This is a genomic window from Pseudomonas sp. NPDC096917, assembly GCF_044762555.1.
Lineage (GTDB): Bacteria > Pseudomonadota > Gammaproteobacteria > Pseudomonadales > Pseudomonadaceae > Aquipseudomonas.
Genome location: NZ_JBIWEO010000015.1, coordinates 1 through 18247, shown reverse-complemented (window position 1 = coordinate 18247; position 18247 = coordinate 1). Strand labels below are relative to the sequence as shown.

The 18247-nt window shown below is 58.0% G+C and carries 21 protein-coding genes; 1 reads left to right on the top strand and 20 read right to left on the bottom strand.

Features of this window, described 5'->3' with window-relative positions; genetic code table 11:
• Positions 1 to 143 precede the first annotated feature (143 nt).
• From dgoD to ACIQYF_RS17555, 19 genes are all read right to left on the bottom strand, one after another.
• Positions 144 to 1292: a galactonate dehydratase gene (gene dgoD / locus ACIQYF_RS17645; protein WP_402864409.1), complete on the bottom strand. Its 1149-nt coding sequence runs from the start codon at positions 1290 to 1292 to the stop codon at positions 144 to 146.
• A gap of 40 nt (positions 1293 to 1332) precedes the next feature.
• Entirely contained in the window at positions 1333 to 1962 is a 630-nt protein-coding gene (locus ACIQYF_RS17640) for a 2-dehydro-3-deoxy-6-phosphogalactonate aldolase (RefSeq protein WP_402864407.1), read from the bottom strand.
• A gap of 1 nt (position 1963) precedes the next feature.
• A complete protein-coding gene (locus ACIQYF_RS17635; RefSeq protein WP_402864405.1) occupies positions 1964 to 2953 on the bottom strand; it encodes a 2-dehydro-3-deoxygalactonokinase in 990 nt (329 codons plus the stop codon).
• Positions 2954 to 3168: 215 nt separating this feature from the next.
• Positions 3169 to 3735, bottom strand: coding sequence for a DUF1285 domain-containing protein (locus ACIQYF_RS17630; protein ID WP_402864403.1), 567 nt, complete (start codon positions 3733 to 3735; stop codon positions 3169 to 3171).
• Between the two features lie 15 nt (positions 3736 to 3750).
• Positions 3751 to 4356 carry a DUF4823 domain-containing protein gene (locus ACIQYF_RS17625; protein WP_402864401.1) on the bottom strand — a complete coding sequence of 202 codons (606 nt, stop codon included), beginning with the start codon at positions 4354 to 4356 and terminating at the stop codon, positions 3751 to 3753.
• 121 nt (positions 4357 to 4477) lie between these two features.
• Positions 4478 to 5446, bottom strand: coding sequence for a GTP 3',8-cyclase MoaA (locus ACIQYF_RS17620; protein ID WP_402864399.1), 969 nt, complete (start codon positions 5444 to 5446; stop codon positions 4478 to 4480).
• Between the two features lie 111 nt (positions 5447 to 5557).
• Positions 5558 to 6199 carry a TetR/AcrR family transcriptional regulator gene (locus ACIQYF_RS17615; RefSeq protein WP_402864397.1) on the bottom strand — a complete coding sequence of 214 codons (642 nt, stop codon included), beginning with the start codon at positions 6197 to 6199 and terminating at the stop codon, positions 5558 to 5560.
• 386 nt (positions 6200 to 6585) lie between these two features.
• Complete coding sequence (locus tag ACIQYF_RS17610; RefSeq protein WP_402864395.1) at positions 6586 to 7371, bottom strand: TatD family hydrolase; 786 nt, start codon at positions 7369 to 7371, stop codon at positions 6586 to 6588.
• A gap of 46 nt (positions 7372 to 7417) precedes the next feature.
• A complete protein-coding gene (locus ACIQYF_RS17605; RefSeq protein ID WP_402864393.1) occupies positions 7418 to 8404 on the bottom strand; it encodes a DNA polymerase III subunit delta' in 987 nt (328 codons plus the stop codon).
• Entirely contained in the window at positions 8397 to 9029 is a 633-nt protein-coding gene (tmk, locus tag ACIQYF_RS17600; RefSeq protein WP_402864391.1) for a dTMP kinase, read from the bottom strand. The genes ACIQYF_RS17605 and tmk overlap by 8 nt, the downstream gene beginning before the upstream one ends.
• A gap of 22 nt (positions 9030 to 9051) precedes the next feature.
• Entirely contained in the window at positions 9052 to 10155 is a 1104-nt protein-coding gene (gene mltG, locus ACIQYF_RS17595; RefSeq protein ID WP_402864389.1) for an endolytic transglycosylase MltG, read from the bottom strand.
• A 3-nt stretch (positions 10156 to 10158) separates the two neighbouring features.
• Positions 10159 to 10977, bottom strand: coding sequence for an aminodeoxychorismate lyase (gene pabC, locus ACIQYF_RS17590; protein ID WP_402864387.1), 819 nt, complete (start codon positions 10975 to 10977; stop codon positions 10159 to 10161).
• Positions 10977 to 12221: a beta-ketoacyl-ACP synthase II gene (gene fabF, locus ACIQYF_RS17585; protein ID WP_402864385.1), complete on the bottom strand. Its 1245-nt coding sequence runs from the start codon at positions 12219 to 12221 to the stop codon at positions 10977 to 10979. The genes pabC and fabF overlap by 1 nt, the downstream gene beginning before the upstream one ends.
• 111 nt (positions 12222 to 12332) lie before the next feature.
• On the bottom strand, positions 12333 to 12569 hold the full coding sequence (gene acpP, locus ACIQYF_RS17580; RefSeq protein ID WP_004371293.1) for an acyl carrier protein: 237 nt from the start codon (positions 12567 to 12569) through the stop codon (positions 12333 to 12335).
• A gap of 191 nt (positions 12570 to 12760) precedes the next feature.
• Entirely contained in the window at positions 12761 to 13504 is a 744-nt protein-coding gene (gene fabG, locus ACIQYF_RS17575; RefSeq protein WP_019411269.1) for a 3-oxoacyl-ACP reductase FabG, read from the bottom strand.
• A 22-nt stretch (positions 13505 to 13526) separates the two neighbouring features.
• Positions 13527 to 14465, bottom strand: coding sequence for an ACP S-malonyltransferase (gene fabD / locus ACIQYF_RS17570; RefSeq protein ID WP_402864382.1), 939 nt, complete (start codon positions 14463 to 14465; stop codon positions 13527 to 13529).
• A gap of 126 nt (positions 14466 to 14591) precedes the next feature.
• Positions 14592 to 15602 carry a phosphate acyltransferase PlsX gene (plsX, locus tag ACIQYF_RS17565; protein ID WP_402864380.1) on the bottom strand — a complete coding sequence of 337 codons (1011 nt, stop codon included), beginning with the start codon at positions 15600 to 15602 and terminating at the stop codon, positions 14592 to 14594.
• A 4-nt stretch (positions 15603 to 15606) separates the two neighbouring features.
• Positions 15607 to 15789, bottom strand: coding sequence for a 50S ribosomal protein L32 (rpmF, locus tag ACIQYF_RS17560; protein WP_003442519.1), 183 nt, complete (start codon positions 15787 to 15789; stop codon positions 15607 to 15609).
• Positions 15790 to 15802: 13 nt separating this feature from the next.
• On the bottom strand, positions 15803 to 16330 hold the full coding sequence (locus ACIQYF_RS17555) for a YceD family protein (RefSeq protein WP_019411272.1): 528 nt from the start codon (positions 16328 to 16330) through the stop codon (positions 15803 to 15805).
• 105 nt (positions 16331 to 16435) lie between these two features.
• Between ACIQYF_RS17555 and ACIQYF_RS17550 the strand changes: the two genes are divergently transcribed.
• Positions 16436 to 17014 (top strand): Maf family protein, encoded by a 579-nt coding sequence (locus tag ACIQYF_RS17550; protein ID WP_402864377.1) that lies wholly within the window; start codon positions 16436 to 16438, stop codon positions 17012 to 17014.
• Positions 17015 to 17020: 6 nt separating this feature from the next.
• Here the strand turns inward: ACIQYF_RS17550 and ACIQYF_RS17545 are convergent, their stop codons facing one another.
• The gene (locus ACIQYF_RS17545) at positions 17021 to 17737 is read right to left on the bottom strand and encodes a hypothetical protein (protein ID WP_402864375.1); all 717 of its coding nucleotides are present in this window, start codon (positions 17735 to 17737) and stop codon (positions 17021 to 17023) included.
• Positions 17738 to 18247: the final 510 nt, after the last annotated feature.

The following is an 18247-nucleotide window of genomic DNA, read 5'->3' as shown; positions in this document are numbered from 1 at the left end:
CTCTTTTTTATGGTTATTGAGGTCAATATTGAGTGCGTAGTCGCTGGTGCAGGCTGCGAAGCGGCCTGCGGGGAACTCAAGAGCACGGATTGCTTGGCAACCCTTCGCAACCTTGAGCAGCGACTACGCCGTGGCGGGTTAACTCACCATTCGGCAAAGCTGCCATCGGCGTGGCGCCAGATCGGGTTGCGCCAGCGGTGACCGACTATCGCGCGCTCACGCACGTATTCTTCGTTGATCTCGATGCCCAGCCCCGGGCCGTTAGGGATTTTGACGAAGCCTTTGTCGTAGTCGAACACAGCCGGATCCTTGACGTAGTCCAACAGGTCATTGCTTTCGTTGTAGTGGATCCCCAGGCTTTGCTCCTGGATGAAGGCGTTGTAGCAAACCGCGTCCAGTTGCAGGCATGCGGCCAGTGCAATCGGCCCCAACGGGCAGTGCAAGGCCAGTGCAACGTCATAGGCTTCGGCCATGTTGGCGATTTTGCGGGTTTCAGTGATGCCGCCAGCGTGCGAGGCATCGGGTTGAATGATGTCGACATAGCCTTCGCTGAGCACACGCTTGAAGTCCCAGCGCGAGAACAACCGCTCACCCAGGGCAATCGGGGTGCTGGTCAACGGCGCCAGTTCTTTAAGCGCTTCGTAGTTTTCGCTGAGCACTGGCTCTTCGATAAACATCAGCTTGTACGGGTCCAACTCTTTCATCAGCACTTTGGCCATCGGCTTGTGCACACGGCCGTGAAAGTCCACGCCGATCCCCACGTTCGGCCCTACCGCATCACGCACGGCCGCCACGTTGGCCAGCGCCAGGTCGACTTTTTCAAAGCTGTCGACAAATTGCAGTTCTTCGGTGCCGTTCATTTTGACCGCAGTAAAACCACGGCTGACCGCTTCTTTCGCGGCTTTGGCGGTGTCGGCCGGACGGTCGCCGCCGATCCAGGAGTACACGCGAATCTTGTCGCGCACCTGGCCACCCAGCAAATCACTGACCGAAACGCCCAATGCCTTGCCCTTGATGTCCCACAACGCCTGATCAATACCCGCCAGCGCGCTCATGTGCACGGCGCCGCCCCGGTAGAAACCGCCGCGATAGAGCACCGTCCAGATGTCTTCGATGTTGCGCGGGTCTTTGCCGATCAAATAATCCGACAGTTCGTCCACGGCAGCAGCCACGGTGTGGGCACGGCCTTCGACCACGGGCTCGCCCCAGCCGGTCACACCCTCATCGGTTTCAATCTTCAGGAACAACCAGCGCGGCGGAACTAGGTACGTTGTGAGCTTGGTAATTTTCATCGCTTTGTCTCTCTTGTTCGATGGGAGGCGCAAGCGCCAGTCAATCAGCCTGACGCCCTGCATCCCAGGCGTGCATATAGGCCTTGGCGCGAACCGCCACGTCTTCAGGGCTCATGCCGGGCTTGAACAGCCCCGAACCCAAACCAAAACCGGACACCCCTGCATCAAGAAATACCTGCATGTTGTCCGGGGTAATCCCGCCGACCGGGATCAATAAGGTTCCAGCAGGCAACACGGCGAGCCAGGCCTTGACCACGGCCGGGCCCATTTGCTCGGCCGGGAACATTTTCAGTACGTGTGCCCCTTCCGCCAACGCAGCAAAGGCTTCGGTTGGCGTGGCAACGCCCGGCGACAGGTACAATCCCGCCGCCTTGGCGGCACGCAAGACCTTCGCATCGCTGTGGGGCATCACAATCACCTGCCCTCCTGCGGCCTTGACCAGGTCCACCTGCTCAGGCGTTAACACGGTGCCCGCCCCCACCAGACAATCGGCGGGCAAGGTGTCGCGCAACAGGCGGATGCTGTCGTAAGGCTGTGGAGAATTGAGCGGGACTTCGAGGGTTCGAAAACCGGCGTCGTATAACACTTTGCCGATGGCCTGCGCCTCTTGCGGACGTATACCCCGAAGAATTGCGATCAGTCCGTTCTTTGCCAGTGCTTGCTTGAGCATCTCAGCCCTCCGTTTGCATGTGGTGGAGTAACCCGGCGGCGTGGGCCAGGTGCCATAAACCCTGTTCGGTGGCTTGTTCAGCCAGGCGCACGTCTGCGAAACCGCAGGCATCCAACGCCCGCTGGTAGCGCTCACAGAGTTGGGAATTGCCAATCAGAATGATCGCCGGCAACGGCTGGCTGCCTCGGCGTTGGCGCAACACTCGGCCCAAGGCTGAGAGTTCATGACCGATTAACAGGCCAGAAACGTAATCAGGTTGTTCCATGGGCGTCAGTTGCCCGGTCAGCCCGAGCGTACGGGCACTGAATAACGTCGACAGCGGCCCGAGTTGCCCGTCTGGTGACAGTGCCACTTGCACGCCACGCTCGAAGGCTGCGCTATCAAATTGTCCGGAGTGCTGCTGGGTGCGTCCCAGAATGGTGTGTTCACACGCGGCGGCGTACAACTCGCCGGTCATGAAGGTATCGAAATGCACCAGACAGCCGTCCTGCACCTGCACCCATTTGGAATGGCTACCGGGCAAGCCGATCAAGCAGTCGTTGAGGTGTGACTGGCTTTGCATCACACCCAGCACTTGGGTTTCTTCGCCACGCATCACATTGGGCAAGGCCGAGCGCTGAATCACCCCTGGCACGATGTGCACATCCACCCCGCGCACGCTGCGCACGGTTTGCAACGCGGTACTCAAGGCATTGAGGCTGGCCGGGGTGTCGCGATATGGGGCCTCGCGCCAGCCTTGGGCGCTGCCAACCATGCCACAGGCAATCACCGGAATGCCGGGGTTAGCGTCTAGCCAGTCGCCGCACGCCTCGTCGAAAGCCAGTTCAAAGCCGTCAGCGCATGGCTGGCCTGCCACCTGGCGAGGCGTCGTCGGCAATTGCATGATCCCGCACGCCAGCGAGCGCATGTTCTGCACCTGCCCTGCGGGACCGAGTAAGTAAGCACGAAGGGAAGTGGTTCCCCAATCGAGCGCGATCAATTGCGCCTGCATCGCTTCACCTGTTTTGTTTTTAGCAGTGAATGCTGTGAATCAGTGCGGGCGACTATAAACCTGAGTAGAGATAAATCTCAATATATAAATACAACTCCCATATATTGGGATTTTTGACGCGTAAAAGTTTTGTTGGGACGAGCTGGATCGCGATCATTTAAAAATCAAAAGATCGCGAGGCAAGCGCGTTCCTACAGGGAGGGCGTGTGTGTTTTTTAGACCGGCTCGGGGCCGATGGGGAAGAATTCGCCGCTGCTCCACACGCCCAGCCAGGCCTGGCCGTCGATGGTCCGCGATACGGCCAGTTCGATCAGTTGGTAGAACACGTTGCGATGGATCAGCGCTTCAAGGTTACGTCGCACCAGCAGGTAGGGCGCCGGTTCCTGGGTGTGGGGGTCGATCACGACGCGCAAGGGGTGTTCGCTGTCGGCGATGATCTGCTCATCCACGTTAGTGGTAAACCGCAGCACTTGCTGCTCGCCCTGCCCTTCAACATCCAAGGTCACCGCAACAAACGGTGCGTCATCGACTTTGATCCCGACTTTTTCCACCGGGGTGATCAAAAAGTAATCATCGCCGTCACGGCGAATGATGGTCGAGAACAGTTTGACCATTGGCTTGCGCCCAATCGGCGTGCCCATGTAATACCAGGTGCCATCACGGGCGATGCGCATGTCGATGTCGCCGCAAAATGCCGTGTCCCACAGATGAACCGGTGGCAGCCCCTTGTCAGCTTTGGGGATTTGCGCCAACAGGTTACTGACGTCTACCGGCTCACTCATGCTGTTCTCCTCGACTTATTGATCGCTCAAGCCTATCAAGCTGCGCGCGTACTTAGCCAGCGGCGGGCCAATCAGGTCGGCCGGCTTGTTGTCATGGAACGTCAGTAAACCGCCACGACTGCGGATGGTTGCCGTGTCAATCAGGTACTGGGTGCTGGTTTCGATCAGCATCACCTGAATCACCCCGCTGTCGATGCCCAAGCGGCTAATGTCTTCTTGGTCGAGCCATTCGTCGCTGTTGCCGATGCGATCGTCGGCCCGGGCAAAACGTGTGTACAGCAAGTAATGCGCGCCGAAGCCACGGGCTTCGGCCATCGCTTGATCAAGCCCTAGCGGCGCCTTGGCCCGGCGCACCATCGGGAAGTATTCGACGAAACCGTTAAACGCTTCTTCGGCCACAATATTGGGCCGTACGTAAGGGTCGCCTATAGGAGCAAAAGGCCCTTGGGCGATGTAGATAAAGGAGTCAGGCTGGATACGCAGCGAGTTCGTGCGCCGTGTGTTGCTGTGATCGAGCAGACCGGCGTCGCTCATTTGATAGCGGGCGCCCTCTCCCATATCACTGACCGTCATACAGCCGCCCAGCGCTAAACAAGCCAGCACCCCAAACAGACTACGCATCCCATTCTCCCGATGGCCGGTGACAGAAAACCGGCGAATAGTCGCGTAATGCAGTTTGCGCGCCAATTTGACTCTGTTAGACCGCGCAGATGCAATCGCGGGCATGCCCGCTCCCACACGGTTAACCGCCGATAATTTTCATCACGGTGGCGCCGCCCGAGAATGCGACGTCCTGTTTGTCACCCAAGGCTTTCATCAACAGACCTTGAAGCGCCGGCAAGGCTTCATGACGCGGTTTGTTCAGCAGGTCACCCACATAGTGACGATTACTCGACGACAAGCAGCCGTGCAGCCAGCCAGTCGAGGACAAACGCAAACGCGAGCATGTTCGGCAAAATGGCACGCTTTCGTTGGCAATGACGCCAAAATAGCCGTAACCCGGTATGTGATAACGCACCGCCGTGGCGTCTATTGGCGCATCGGCTTGCTGATATTCGTAGCGCTCGCCGATCAACGCCAACAGTTGTTGCAGGCTGACAAACTGTTGCAGGAAGGCATTGTTATCGCTGGCCAAGTGCCCCATGCGCATCAGCTCGATAAACCGCAGTTCGTACCCGCGCTCCAGGCAGAACTCCAGCAACGGCATGACCTGATCAAGGTTTTGCCCGCGCAGCGGTACCATGTTGACCTTGATTTTCATCCCGGCGGCGCTGGCTTGCCGCATGCCGTCCAGCACCGTCGGCAAGTCACCGCCGCGGGCAATGCTGCGAAAGGCTACCGGGTCGAGGGTATCGAGGGACACGTTGAGCCGACGAATGCCGGCATCGAGCAATAACGGCAATTTGCGAGCAAGTAACTGGCCGTTGGTCGTCAAACTGATGTCACTCAAGCCCAACTGCCCGACGTCATGCATAAAGGTTTCAAGTTTTGGACTGACCAGCGGTTCACCGCCAGTGATGCGCAAGCGCTCAATCCCCGCCGCCTCAATCAGATAAGCCACCCCGCGCACCAACGCTTGGGCCGACAGCTCGTCCTGCGCCGCCACCAGCCGCTTGCCGTTGGGCACGCAGTAGGTGCAGGCGTAGTTACAGGCAGACGTCAGACTGATACGCAAATTGCGAAAGCGTCTGCCTTGGCGGTCAACAATCATGGACAACTCCGACGCGAGGGGCACAGGCCGCGCCAGAACGTCATTGAAGAATCACGTTCTGGCAGGACCCAAGCCTGAGTATAGGCCTCACGGCAATCGGCTAGGAAAAACCTACTCGAGCGCAGGCGTATCAGTGTCACGCTTGCGCTTGTTGCCCATGCGCACACCGATGTCCATCAGGAACTGGAAGAAACCTTCCTGATCTTCCAGCACATTGCTCCAGAACGGCGAGTGATACAGCGCCACGGCACCGTGTACCAACGCCCAGGCGGCGCAATAGTGGAAGTAAGGCGGCACGTCTTCAAGCTTGCCTTCACTGATCCGGCCCTTGATCAACAAGGTCAAGCGTTCAAAGTTGGAGGCACGGATCTTGTGCAGCTCTTCAACCAGCTCAGGTACTTGATTGCCTTTGACGACCTTCTCTTCCAGGCGATCGAACAAGCGATAACGCTGAGGGTCGCGCATGCGAAATTCAAAGTAGGCGCGTGACAGCGCTTCTTTGTCTTTATCAACGTCAGCGGAATGCAGCAGCTCGTTCAAGTCACGCTCATAGTCGAGCATCAGGCGCAGATAGATCTCGGCCTTGGACTTGAAGTGCTTGTAGATCGTGCCTTTGCCAATACCGACGGCATCAGCAATCATCTCGACGGTGACACTGTCTTCACCTTCTTCGAGGAACAGCTTGAGCGCGGTATCGAGAATTTCTTGCTCGCGGCGACGAAACTCACGGACCTTACGGGGTTCTTTGTGCATAAGAAAAGGTCTGTAGGGGTCAAAATAGAAGCGCAGTATTATGCATTAGTCACGCTAAATTGCACGGACCATCCTGCATGCCGATTTTTGCAGATGAATTCAGACACCCACATTGAGCACTCAAGCGAATCACGGGTATTCCAAATCTGTTTAAAAAACGATCAATCGGCCACTGGACGTTCGACAAAGCTGACCAATACTTAACATGTCGGCGTTACATCCCCCCCAAGTGCCACGCCGACGATTAAGGCAGCATTGGATGTGTGCCTTTGCTTTACTCCTAATGGTCTTAACCCGGATTCCCCAGAGTCCGGGTTTTTTTTGCCTATCGCTGATGCCGCAATCGGCAGGTTTAACTGCAGGGGCGAGCGCCTACAAAAGCAGGATTAGGCTTTTACGCGCGCCAGCGGGAACAGGCGCTTGAAGTTTTCAGTGGTCTGTTCGGCAAAGTGCTCGTAGGACTCGCCACGAAGCATGGCCAGAAACTCAGCCACTTCACGCACGTATTGCGGCAGATTCGGCTTGCCGCGATAGGGAATCGGGGCCAGGTAAGGCGAGTCGGTCTCGACCAGCAGACGGTCAGACGGCACCTTGCTGGCCACATCACGCAAGGCATCGGCGTTGCGGAAGGTCACGATCCCCGACAGCGAGATGTAATAGCCCATGTCCAGTGCAGCCTTGGCCATGTCCCAGTCTTCAGTAAAGCAGTGCAGCACGCCTGCCTGGGGCAGCGCCGCTTCACGCAGCAAGGCCAGGGTATCGGCGCGAGCGCCACGGGTGTGGATAACCACAGGCTTGCCGGTCTGCTGGGCCGCCTCCAGGTGAACCCTGAACGACAGTTGCTGCAACTCAGCCGCTTCGGGCTCGTAGTGATAGTCCAGACCGGTTTCACCAATCGCAACGACCTGCGGATGGTTCAATTCGCCGAGCAACCAATCCAGCGCAGGCGCGGCGCCTGGCTGAACGTCCAGCGGGTGAACCCCCACCGAACAATCCACATCGCTATAGCGCTCGGTCAGGGCTTTGACGTCAGCGGCGTTGTCGGCACTCACGCCAATGCACAGGAAATGTCCGACACCGCGCTGACGTGCAGCGTCAAGGGCAGCGTCCAGCGAGCCGTCATGGGCGCTCAGATCAAGACGATCGAGGTGGCAATGGGAGTCAACCAACATACACAATTTACCTGCCTACTTTTTGATAGAGCATATTTCAATCAAATCAGCGCTGGCCGGGCAGGCTTGCCCATTGCACCAGTAACGCTTCGACTAACAAATCACGATTAAGGTTGGCCTTGTTCAACACTTTTTGGCGCTGGGCAAGAATCCAGTCCTGAATCGTCAGAACCTTGTCCTGCGCAGTTTTCTGCGCCAGGTATTGCAGCACTTTGCGCATGTCCTCCAGCCCGAGACCGTTTTCGTCCTCAGTCAGCTGATAACGCAGGAGCAGGCTCGACCAGTCGCAAAACCAGTCAAACAGCAACAACAGCGGGATAGCTTTCCAGCTTTCAGCCAACTGACTGGCTGACAGCTCGCGCTTGAGCAGCTTCTTAACGCCCTCAACCACGGCCGCACGCTGTTCGCGCACGCCCTGCGCCTGCAACTTCACAGCGGCCAACGGCGAGCCCGCCGCCAGTGTCAGCAATTGCACGCGTTCGTCGGCGCTGCATTCTGGCAAAGCCTTGGCCAGCCACTCCAGGCTCATGACCTCGCTGGGCAACGGGCAGGCTTGCTGCACGCAGCGGCTGCGAATGGTCGCCAGCAAACGGCTCGACTGGTGGCTGACCAGCAGCAACACCGTGTCGCCAGAAGGTTCTTCGAGGCTTTTGAGCAATGCGTTGGCGGCATTGATGTTCATCGATTCGACCGGCTCGACCAACACCACCTTGCGCCCACCCAACTGGGCGGTCTGCACCACAAAGCTGACCAGATCGCGGACCTGATCGACCTTGATCGCCTTGTCAGCCTCTTCGGGTTCAAGGATGTAGTTGTCGGGGTGGCTCCCGGCGGCCAGCAGCGAGCAGGACTTGCAACTGCCGCAGGCCTCAAGCCCGACCGGCGATTTGCACAGCAGGCTGGCCATCAGGCGCTCGGCCAGCGCCCGCTTGCCAATGCCCGCGGGCCCGTGCAGCAAATACGCGTGCGCATGCTGAGCGCGGCCCGCCAACTGCTGCCAAAGGCCGTCCTGCCACGGGTAGGCCTCAGCCACGGTACAGATCCAGCAATTGCGGCAGCAGAGTGTCGAGCTGCACCTGAACGTTCTCCAGCGATTGCGCCGCATCGATCAGGCGATAGCGCTCGGGAGCCGCTTCAGCCCGCTTGAGGTAGGTGCTGCGCACGGCATCAAAGAAGGTGCGGCCTTCCTGCTCAAAACGATCCAGCCGCCCGCGGGCGCTGGCACGCGCCATGCCCACTTCAATCGGCAGATCAAACACCACGGTCAAATCAGGTCGCAACGCCCCCTGAACAAAGGTTTCCAGTGTGGCGATGCGCTCTTGAGGCAAGCCGCGACCGCCGCCCTGATACGCATAGGTGGCATCGGTAAAGCGATCACACAACACCACCGCACCCCGGGCCAGCGCCGGGCGGATCACTTGCGCCAGGTGTTGGGCACGGGCCGCGAACACCAGCAACAGCTCGGTATCAGCACACATGGCTTCTTCACTGGGCGCCAACAGCAACTCGCGGATTCGCTCGGCCAGCGGCGTGCCGCCGGGTTCGCGGGTCAACACCACGTCGATACCCGCCGCGCGCAGACGCTCGGCCAAGTATTCGCGATTAGTGCTCTTGCCCGCGCCTTCGGGGCCTTCCAGGGTAATAAACAAGCCAGTCACAGGCAGCAATCCTTAATCAGTGTCATTGCGGGCTTGGCACGTCGGCCGGAGCAGGCGCAGTCTCAGTCTCAGCAGCCGGCTCTGCCGCAGGTGTCGGCGCAGGGCTTGAGCGATAATCAGCCCGGCGTTTGATCTGGAACTCGCGCACCGCATTGTTGTGCGCATCCAGACTATCGGAAAACGTATGGCTGCCATCGCCTTTGGCCACAAAGTACAAGCTGGTACCGCTCACCGGGTGCAAGGCGGCATAAATCGCTTCACGCCCCACCATTGCGATCGGGGTCGGCGGCAAGCCGGGAATGGTGTAGGTGTTGTAGGGCGTAGGCTCGCGCAAATGGGCCCGGGTCAGCTTGCCATTGTAGCGTTCACCCAGGCCGTAGATCACGGTCGGATCGGTTTGCAGGGGCATGCCGATTTTCATCCTGCGCACAAAGACGCCAGCAATTTGCCCACGCTCTTGTGGCACGCCGGTTTCTTTTTCAACCAGCGAGGCCATGATCAGCGCTTGATACGGGTCGGCATAGGACACTTCAGGGTCGCGCTGCTCCCACTCCTGAGCCAAGACTTTCTCCAGGCGGTCATAGGCTTTTTCCAGCAACTGGGCATCGGTCATGCCGCGCACGAAACGATAGGTATCAGGAAAAAAGCGGCCTTCGGGAAATTCACCCGGATGCCCCAGTTTGGCCATGACTTCGCTGTCGCTCAGACCATCCAGGGTCTGCTCGATCTTTTCATGCTTGGCCAATGCGCTGCGCACCTGCCGAAAGTTCCAGCCTTCAACCAGGGTCAGGCTGTATTGCACCACTTCGCCCCGCTGCCACAAACCAATCAGGTCTTTCGCAGTCATGCCGGGGGTCATGCGGTATTCGCCACTGTGCAGGGGTTGGCCGTCCAAATTGAAACGCCAGTACAGACGAAGCCAGAACGCGTCTTGCAGCGTATCGCTGGCCTCTAGACGGTTGAATGTACCGGTCGGGGTAGCGCCTGTCGGAACGTCGAGCAGTTGCTCTTGCGTCAGGTTAAGCGGCTGCTCCAGCGCCGAATTGAGCTTCCAGGCGCTTACGCCCAGCACCAAGCCCGCCAGCACCAGACCCATCTCCAGCAGCACCAAGAATTTACGTTTCACGAATCAAACATCCAATAGGGTGCGAGCAATGCCTTGCAGTTTACGGGTGAGCGGCCCCACCGGCCAGCTCAGGTCTGCATACGCGCGCACGGGCCAAATGCCATACACGCTGTTGCAGAGAAAGACTTCATCGGCCTGCTGCAGCTGCGCAAGGCTGATGTCAGTGACTTGATACGCCATTGCCAGCCGCTCAGCCTCAGCCAGCAGCGCAGCACGCATCACACCGGCCACACCGCAACGCTGCAGATCAGCAGTGATCAAGACTCCGTCACACACCAAAAACAGGTTGCTGAACACCCCTTCAATCACCCGCCCCGAAGTATCGCGCATCAAGCCCTCGGCATAGGCCGGGTCTTGCCATTCGGAGCGCGCAATCACTTGTTCAAGACGGTTAAGGTGTTTGAGCCCCGCCAACAGCGGCTGTTCGGCTAAACGTGTGGCGCAGTCAAACAGCCGAACCCCGTGCAAGGCATAAGCCTGCGGGTAAGCGGCGGCAGGGGTGGCTTGAAGAATTCGTCGAGGCTGAGCCTCGGGAGACACACTGTAACCCCGCTGGCTGTCGCCACGGGTCAGGATGAGCTTGAGGACGCCCTCGCCCATCGCTTGCGCAAAGGCCAGCAATTCGCTGCGAATCAAGGCGTGATCGGCAACCATCGCCAGCCGGGAACAACCGAGCGCCAGACGCTGCAAGTGCAGGTCCAGCAGCAGCGGCTGGCCTGCACTGACCGCGATGGTCTCGAACAGACCATCGCCGTAGGCCAGCCCACGGTCTTTGAGCGACGCCAAGGCGCTCGCTGGCTGACCGTCGACCCAGCTTTGCATCAGTCGGCGTACCGGCGGAAAACCAGCGAACCGTTGGTACCGCCAAAACCGAAGGAGTTGGACAACACCACATCAATCGGCATTTCGCGCGCAGTGTGGGCCACGAAGTCCAGATCACAGCCTTCATCCGGCTCATCAAGGTTGATGGTCGGCGGGGCTACCTGACTGTTGATGGCCAGCACGCTGAAGATCGCCTCAACCGCGCCCGCAGCACCCAACAAGTGACCGGTCATGGACTTGGTCGAACTCACCGCCAGCTTGTAGGCGTGATCGCCAAACACCGACTTGATCGCAGACACTTCAGCCAGATCGCCGGCAGGCGTCGAGGTGCCGTGAGCATTGATGTACTGCACTTGATCAGCGTTCACTTTGGCGTCGCGCAAAGCATTGGTGATGCAGCGAGCTGCACCCGCACCATCCGCCGGAGGCGACGTCATGTGGAACGCATCGCCGCTCATGCCAAAGCCAATCAGCTCGGCATAGATGGTGGCGCCACGCGCCTTGGCGTGTTCAAGCTCTTCAAGCACCAGAGCACCAGCGCCATCAGACAGTACAAAGCCATCACGGCCTTTATCCCACGGACGGCTGGCACGGGTCGGGTCGTCATTACGCGTCGACAGTGCACGCGAGGCGCCAAAGCCGCCCATGCCAAGACCGCAGGCTGCCATTTCGGCCCCGCCGGCAATCATCACGTCAGCTTCGCCATAGGCGATGTTGCGCGCCGCCATGCCGATGCAGTGCGTACCCGTCGTACACGCTGTGGCAATAGCGTAGTTAGGCCCCTGTGTACCCAGGTGGATAGACAGGAAACCGGAAATCATATTGATGATCGAACCTGGCACGAAGAACGGGGAAATCCGTCGCGGACCTTGCTCGTGCAAGGTGCGGCTGGTTTCTTCGATATTGGTCAACCCGCCAATACCTGAACCCATCGCCACACCAATGCGCTCACGATTGGCATCGGTCACTTCAAGCCCGGCGTTACGCACCGCCTGAAAACCAGCTGCCAAACCGTACTGAATAAACAGGTCAAGTTTGCGGGCCTCTTTGACGGAGAGGTAATCCTCAACGTTAAAGCCCTGAACCGAGCCGCCAAATCGGGTGGAATAGGCAGAAAGATCCGTGTGTTCGATCAGACCAATGCCACTTCGGCCTGCCAGAATGCCTTGCCAGGTGCTTGGTACATCCGCTCCCAGTGGCGACAACATCCCCATACCGGTGACTACGACGCGTCTACGCGACACAGCACTCTCCTTTATTCTATTGACGACACTTTGCAACACGCCTAAAGAAAAAACCGCACGCCATAGCGGCAGTGCGGTTTTTCCATGACAGCGCGCAGCGATTACAAACTATTAAGCCTGGTGGCTAGTAACGTAATCGATAGCGGCTTGTACAGTAGTGATCTTTTCAGCTTCTTCGTCAGGAATCTCAGTCTCGAATTCCTCTTCCAGAGCCATCACAAGCTCAACGGTGTCAAGGGAGTCGGCACCCAGGTCTTCAACGAAGGAAGCGCTGTTGGTCACTTCTTCTTCTTTAACGCCCAGTTGCTCGGCAACGATTTTCTTGACGCGTTCTTCGATGGTGCTCATACCTTGTTTTCACTCCTAATGGACAAATTCAGGCAGCTGGCCAGTGGGCAAGTGTATCGAAAGGCTTTTCAGTTTTTCAACTGAAAGCTTTGAACTTACCCATCAATAACCGACTACCTATAAATAGATTGCAGCTTTATAACGGATTTTAGACAGCTCGTATGACATTTTTTTGAAGCAATCCGTCACATTTAACTCATGTACATCCCGCCGTTGACCGGAATTGTAGCTCCAGTCACGTAGGCTGCACCGTCTGAAGCCAAGAAAGCGACCACGCTTGCGATCTCTTGAGCCTGACCCAAACGGCCCAGCGGAATCTGCGCCTGCAAGGCTTCACGCTGTGCCTCTGGCAACTCACGGGTCATATCGGTGTCGATGAACCCTGGTGCAACCGAGTTGACAGTGATCGAGCGCGAGCCCACTTCACGGGCCAGTGCACGGCTAAAACCTTCAAGGCCGGCCTTGGCGGCCGCATAGTTTACTTGGCCTGCGTTGCCCATGGCACCCACAACAGAGCCAATACTGATAATTCGTCCCCAACGGGCTTTGGTCATACCGCGCAAAACACCCTTGGACAGACGGAACAGACTGTTCAAATTGGTATCGACAACGTCATGCCATTCGTCATCTTTCATGCGCATCATCAGGTTATCGCGGGTGATGCCAGCATTATTAACCAAGATAGCCGGCGCACCGAACTGCTCCTGAATGCTCGCCAACACCGCCGCAACGGATTCATCGCTGGTGACATTGAGTTCCATGCCAGTGCCCTGAATACCGTTTTCTTTCAGGGTGGCAGCAATACGCTCGGCACCGGAAGCCGAAGTCGCAGTGCCAATAACCACGGCGCCCTGACGACCCAACTCCAACGCGATAGCCTGGCCAATACCACGGCTAGCGCCCGTTACCAGTGCAACTTTACCTTGCAAGCTCATGCAGGCTTCTCCTAATTCAGATTCAGGCCAGCGCTGCGCGAGCGGCAGCGAAGGCATCTGGGGTATTCAAATTGTGCGTCGTTACGCCATCCGCGCAACGCTTGCTGATGCCAACCAGGACCTTGCCCGGACCGCACTCAACCAACTCAACCGGACCATTGGTCGCCAGGTACTGAACCGACTCAACCCAACGCACGGGCTTGTACAGCTGCTCAAGCAGATCGCGCTTGAGAGTAGGCAGATCTGCAGCAACGCCAGCACTGACGTTTTGCACCAGCGGGATTTGCGGCGCTTGCCAGTCGATCGCTTCGATGGACTCGGCAAAACGCTCAGCTGCAGGACGCATCAGCTCGCAGTGCGACGGCACGCTTACCGGCAACGGCAAGGCACGTTTGGCGCCGCGCGCCTTGCAGTTTTCCATGGCGCGATCAACAGCGGCCTTGGCACCGGCGATAACAACCTGACCTGGCGAATTGAAGTTCACGGCACTGACCACTTCGCCCTGAGCGGCTTCAGCGCAGGCTGCCAGCACATCAGCATCGTCCAGCCCCAAAATCGCAGCCATGGCGCCCTGCCCGGCCGGCACGGCTTCCTGCATCAAACGGCCACGACGCTCAACCAGCTTCACAGCATCTGCCAAGCTCAGGCAGCCGGCCGCAACCAACGCGCTGTACTCGCCCAAGCTATGGCCCGCAACGAAGTCAGGACGCTTGCCACCCTCAGCCAGCCACAGACGCCACAAGGCAATCGAGGCGGTCAGAATGGCCGGCTGAGTAATATCGGTTTGGTTAAGCTGTTCAGCAGGACCGTCCTGGGTCAATGCCCACAGGTCGTACCCTAAAGCGTCAGACGCTTCTTTGAATGTTTCCAGGACCAGCGGATGTTGCGCGCCCAGCTCGGACAGCATGCCGAGGGACTGCGAACCTTGCCCTGGAAAGACGAATGCGAGGGATGTAGACATGTAACAAGCCCCTAATGATCTTGTCGTCGGTGAGTTGACGTCGCGCACTGGCGGACGCAAGAAACTGACAGTTGGATGGCAGATTGGACTGTGCGGTCACATTTAAGCAATCGCCCGATCAATCGCCTACGGTAACAACCCTTCAAGGCGCCCATGCAAGCGCTTTGGCAGGTCTTCATGAATTTCAATCAATGCGCGTTCTATCGCACTTTGAAAGCCCTGAGCACCTGCCGAACCGTGACTCTTTATTACAATGCCCTGCAACCCCAAAAAGCTTGCCCCGTTGTGCCGCGCGGGCGCCAGATCAGCCTGTAGACGACGCATCAGCGGCAATGCCAGCGCACCGACCAATCGACTGAACAGCGTGCGTTTGAACACCGCTTCGAGGCGAGTCGAAATCATCGTCGCCAGGCCTTCGCTGGATTTGAGCAAGATATTGCCGACAAATCCGTCGCACACCACGACGTCTGCCTCACCCCGGTAAACCCCATCACCCTCGACAAAGCCGATGTAATGCAGACTGGACGCAGCTTGCAATAAAGTCGCTGCTTCCCTGACCTGCTGATTACCCTTGACGTCTTCGGTGCCGATGTTGAGCAAAGCGACCCGAGGACGAAGAACACCCAGCGCCTGCGCAGCCACCGACCCCATGACTGCAAACTGAAACAGCTGTTCGGCTGTGCAGTCAACATTGGCACCCAAGTCCAGCACCTGACAATAGCCGGCCTGTGTTGGAACGGCGGCCACCATCGCCGGACGATCAATGCCCGGCAAGGTTTTAAGCACATGCCGCGACAACGCCATCAGCGCACCGGTATTGCCGGAACTCACACAGGCCTGGACCTTACCGTCACGCAACAGCTCCAATGCCACCCGCATCGAGGAATCCGGCTTGCCACGCAAGGCGTGCGAAGGCCGCTCACCCATGGAGATAACTTCAGAGGCTGGGGTAATGGTCAGGCGCGCGCGATCCACAGCCGCATGGCCACTGATCAATTCTTCAAGCAAGGAGGGTTGACCGACGAGGGTCAGGTGAAGCGAGGGCGTAGCAGAAAGGCATGCAATGCAGGCCTGAACAATGCTGCGGGGACCGAAGTCCCCGCCCATTGCGTCGATCGCGATGACCTGAGCGGACAAGTGATTACTCGTCAGCGCCCTTGTCGATCACTTTACGACCACGGTATACGCCTTCTGGCGATACGTGGTGACGCAGGTGAATTTCACCGGTGGTTTTTTCTACAGACAGCGTGCTAGCCGAAAGAGCATCGTGCGAACGACGCATGTCACGGGCAGAGCGGGATTTTTTGTTCTGCTGAACAGCCATAATTGATTAACTCCTAAACGTTTGGGTCACGCTTTAACTGCGCCAATACACTGAACGGGTTGGACCGCGTTACCTCGTCCTCGCCTGGTTCGGGCTCATCGAGACCCGCCGGCTGCTGGCATTCTTCCGGATGATGAGCAGGCACAATGGGCAAGGCGAGCAAAAGCTCCTCCTCGATCAGTGACTGCAGATCCAAAGGATCTTCGCCCAGTTCCAGCACGTCATAACCTTTCGGTAACGACTGGGTATTCGCACCCTCTTTCACCACAGCATAACTGCACTCGCTGTGGATCGGCAGGGTGACCAGCTCAAGACAACGCTGGCAAACCATCTTGACCTCGACGTCGATGGAGCTGTGTATAACCACAGATCTTCGCTCGTCGCGCTCAAAAACAAATTTAGCCTGGACCACACCGACATTGTCGGAAAGCGGGTCGCAGAGTCTCTCCAAATCAGCTAGCAGCACTTCACCTTGAAGGGTAGTGCCACGATCAGCTAATTTGCGCGGGTCAACGTGAGGTGGAATCGGGTCATTCAACATAGGCGCAGCATTCTAGGGACGACCCCCTCACGTGTCAAAGGAAATTGTGCCTGTGCGACAACCGATACTCTCGCTAGAATTCCCGGCCGCCTACAGGAGTCGCGCATGCTACCTCTATTACTCGCTTCAAGCTCGGTTTATCGCCGCGATTTACTGTCGCGCCTGCGACTGCCTTTCAGTTGTAGCTCGCCCAACATCGACGAGAGCCACCGCCCTGGCGAGTCCGCCCTTGAGCTGGTAAAGCGTCTGTCCCTGGAAAAAGCCCAGGCCCTGGCTGGCAGCCATCCCGCGCACCTGATCATCGGCTCCGACCAGGTTGCCGTGCTCAACGAGCAGATCATCGGCAAGCCTCACACCTTCGACAAGGCCCGCCAGCAACTGCTGAACGCCAGCGGCGCCAGCGTGACCTTCCTCACCGGCCTGACCCTGCTCAACAGCCAGACCGGCCGCTCCCAGACTGACTACGTGCCTTTCACCGTACACATGCGCACACTCACTACAGAACAGATCGAGCGCTACCTGCACACTGAAGAGCCCTACGACTGCGCAGGCAGCTTTAAAGCGGAAGGTTTGGGCGTGAGCCTGTTCCAGCGCACCGAAGGCGATGACGCCACCAGCCTGGTGGGCTTGCCGCTGATACGCCTTGTCGACATGTTATTGGCGCAAGGGGTTGATATACCGTGACCCAGATCACTGGCGATACACCTCGGCAAACACTTCAGTAATCGACTTGCGTGGCGAGCGCTTGATCAGGGCTTTAACCTTGGCGCTCAAGCGCAGTAATTCAGCGCTGGGCTTGGCCCATTGCTCCGGCGGCAAGGGTTCGGACCATTCACGCATGGCCTGCGGCAGCGCCCGGCGGCCGACTTTGGCGATGCGTTTTATCTCCCACTCCACCAGATGATTGGGCAAGGTCCATAACGTCATCACGTGGTAGACGTACCAAAAGAAGCCATAGATCCAACCCACTTCTTTCGCGCGAATGCGCCGATGCAAACTGGCGCGGGCGTTGCGGAAGGTGTGCAAACCTTCGTGGGAAGGGTCGCCGGGCTCATGCAGTTCCAGCGGGTCTTGAATGGCTTGCAGGTCGTTGAGTTCGTACTCCATGTAACCGCGCACCGCCTCCCAATTGGCGATTGCCAGCTGCAAGGCGCCGCATTGGAACTCGACACGAACCCACTCGCCCTCATGCTCAAACCCCATGCCCATTCCGTAGTGGCGAGTGACGCCGTATTGGCTCGCGCTTTGGCCTTGAACGATCCAGGCAGAGAGGGATTCCCAGGGGACGAATAAAGGCTCTGTGACGCCGTCGGGCATAAAGCAGACTTCGCGGCGCTGGCGATTGAAACGGGTGGGGATGACGCTGGTGAAAAGTTTGTGGGCTCCTAGCCAGACGTAAAAGCACATGGCTGATCCAGCGAACCACATGAAAGCTGAGAGCTTCCAAGCAGACAAAAAATAGCTCACCGAAAATTCCCAGCTTTCTGTCGCGCTATCTCCCAGAGCCAAAGCCATTAACCAAACTAATAGTGAGCCTCCCAAAGACATCAGGCAGGCAGACGTAAACGGCACTCCCAACCATATTTGATACGAATAAACATTCGGCTCACCTCCTCCAAAATCCAAATAAGTGTCGTTGTAATCACTGATATACGGACAACAAGGCTCGGCCTCGGTAGGCAGGGGCAAGGGAGCTAAATAGGTCTGTCCACCACCAGGAAAAAGCTCAATGTCACCCGCTTTCTTTAAAACGGGTGGTAGTTCGTCGATTTGAATAGCCATCAGAGTTCACCCCCCTCGTCGCGAGTTGGCGTCGCCGCGATACACCTCGGCAAATATCTCGGTGATCGGCTTTCGGGGCGAGCGCTTGATCAGGGCTTTAACCCTGGCGCTCAAGCGCAGTAATTCAGCGCTGGG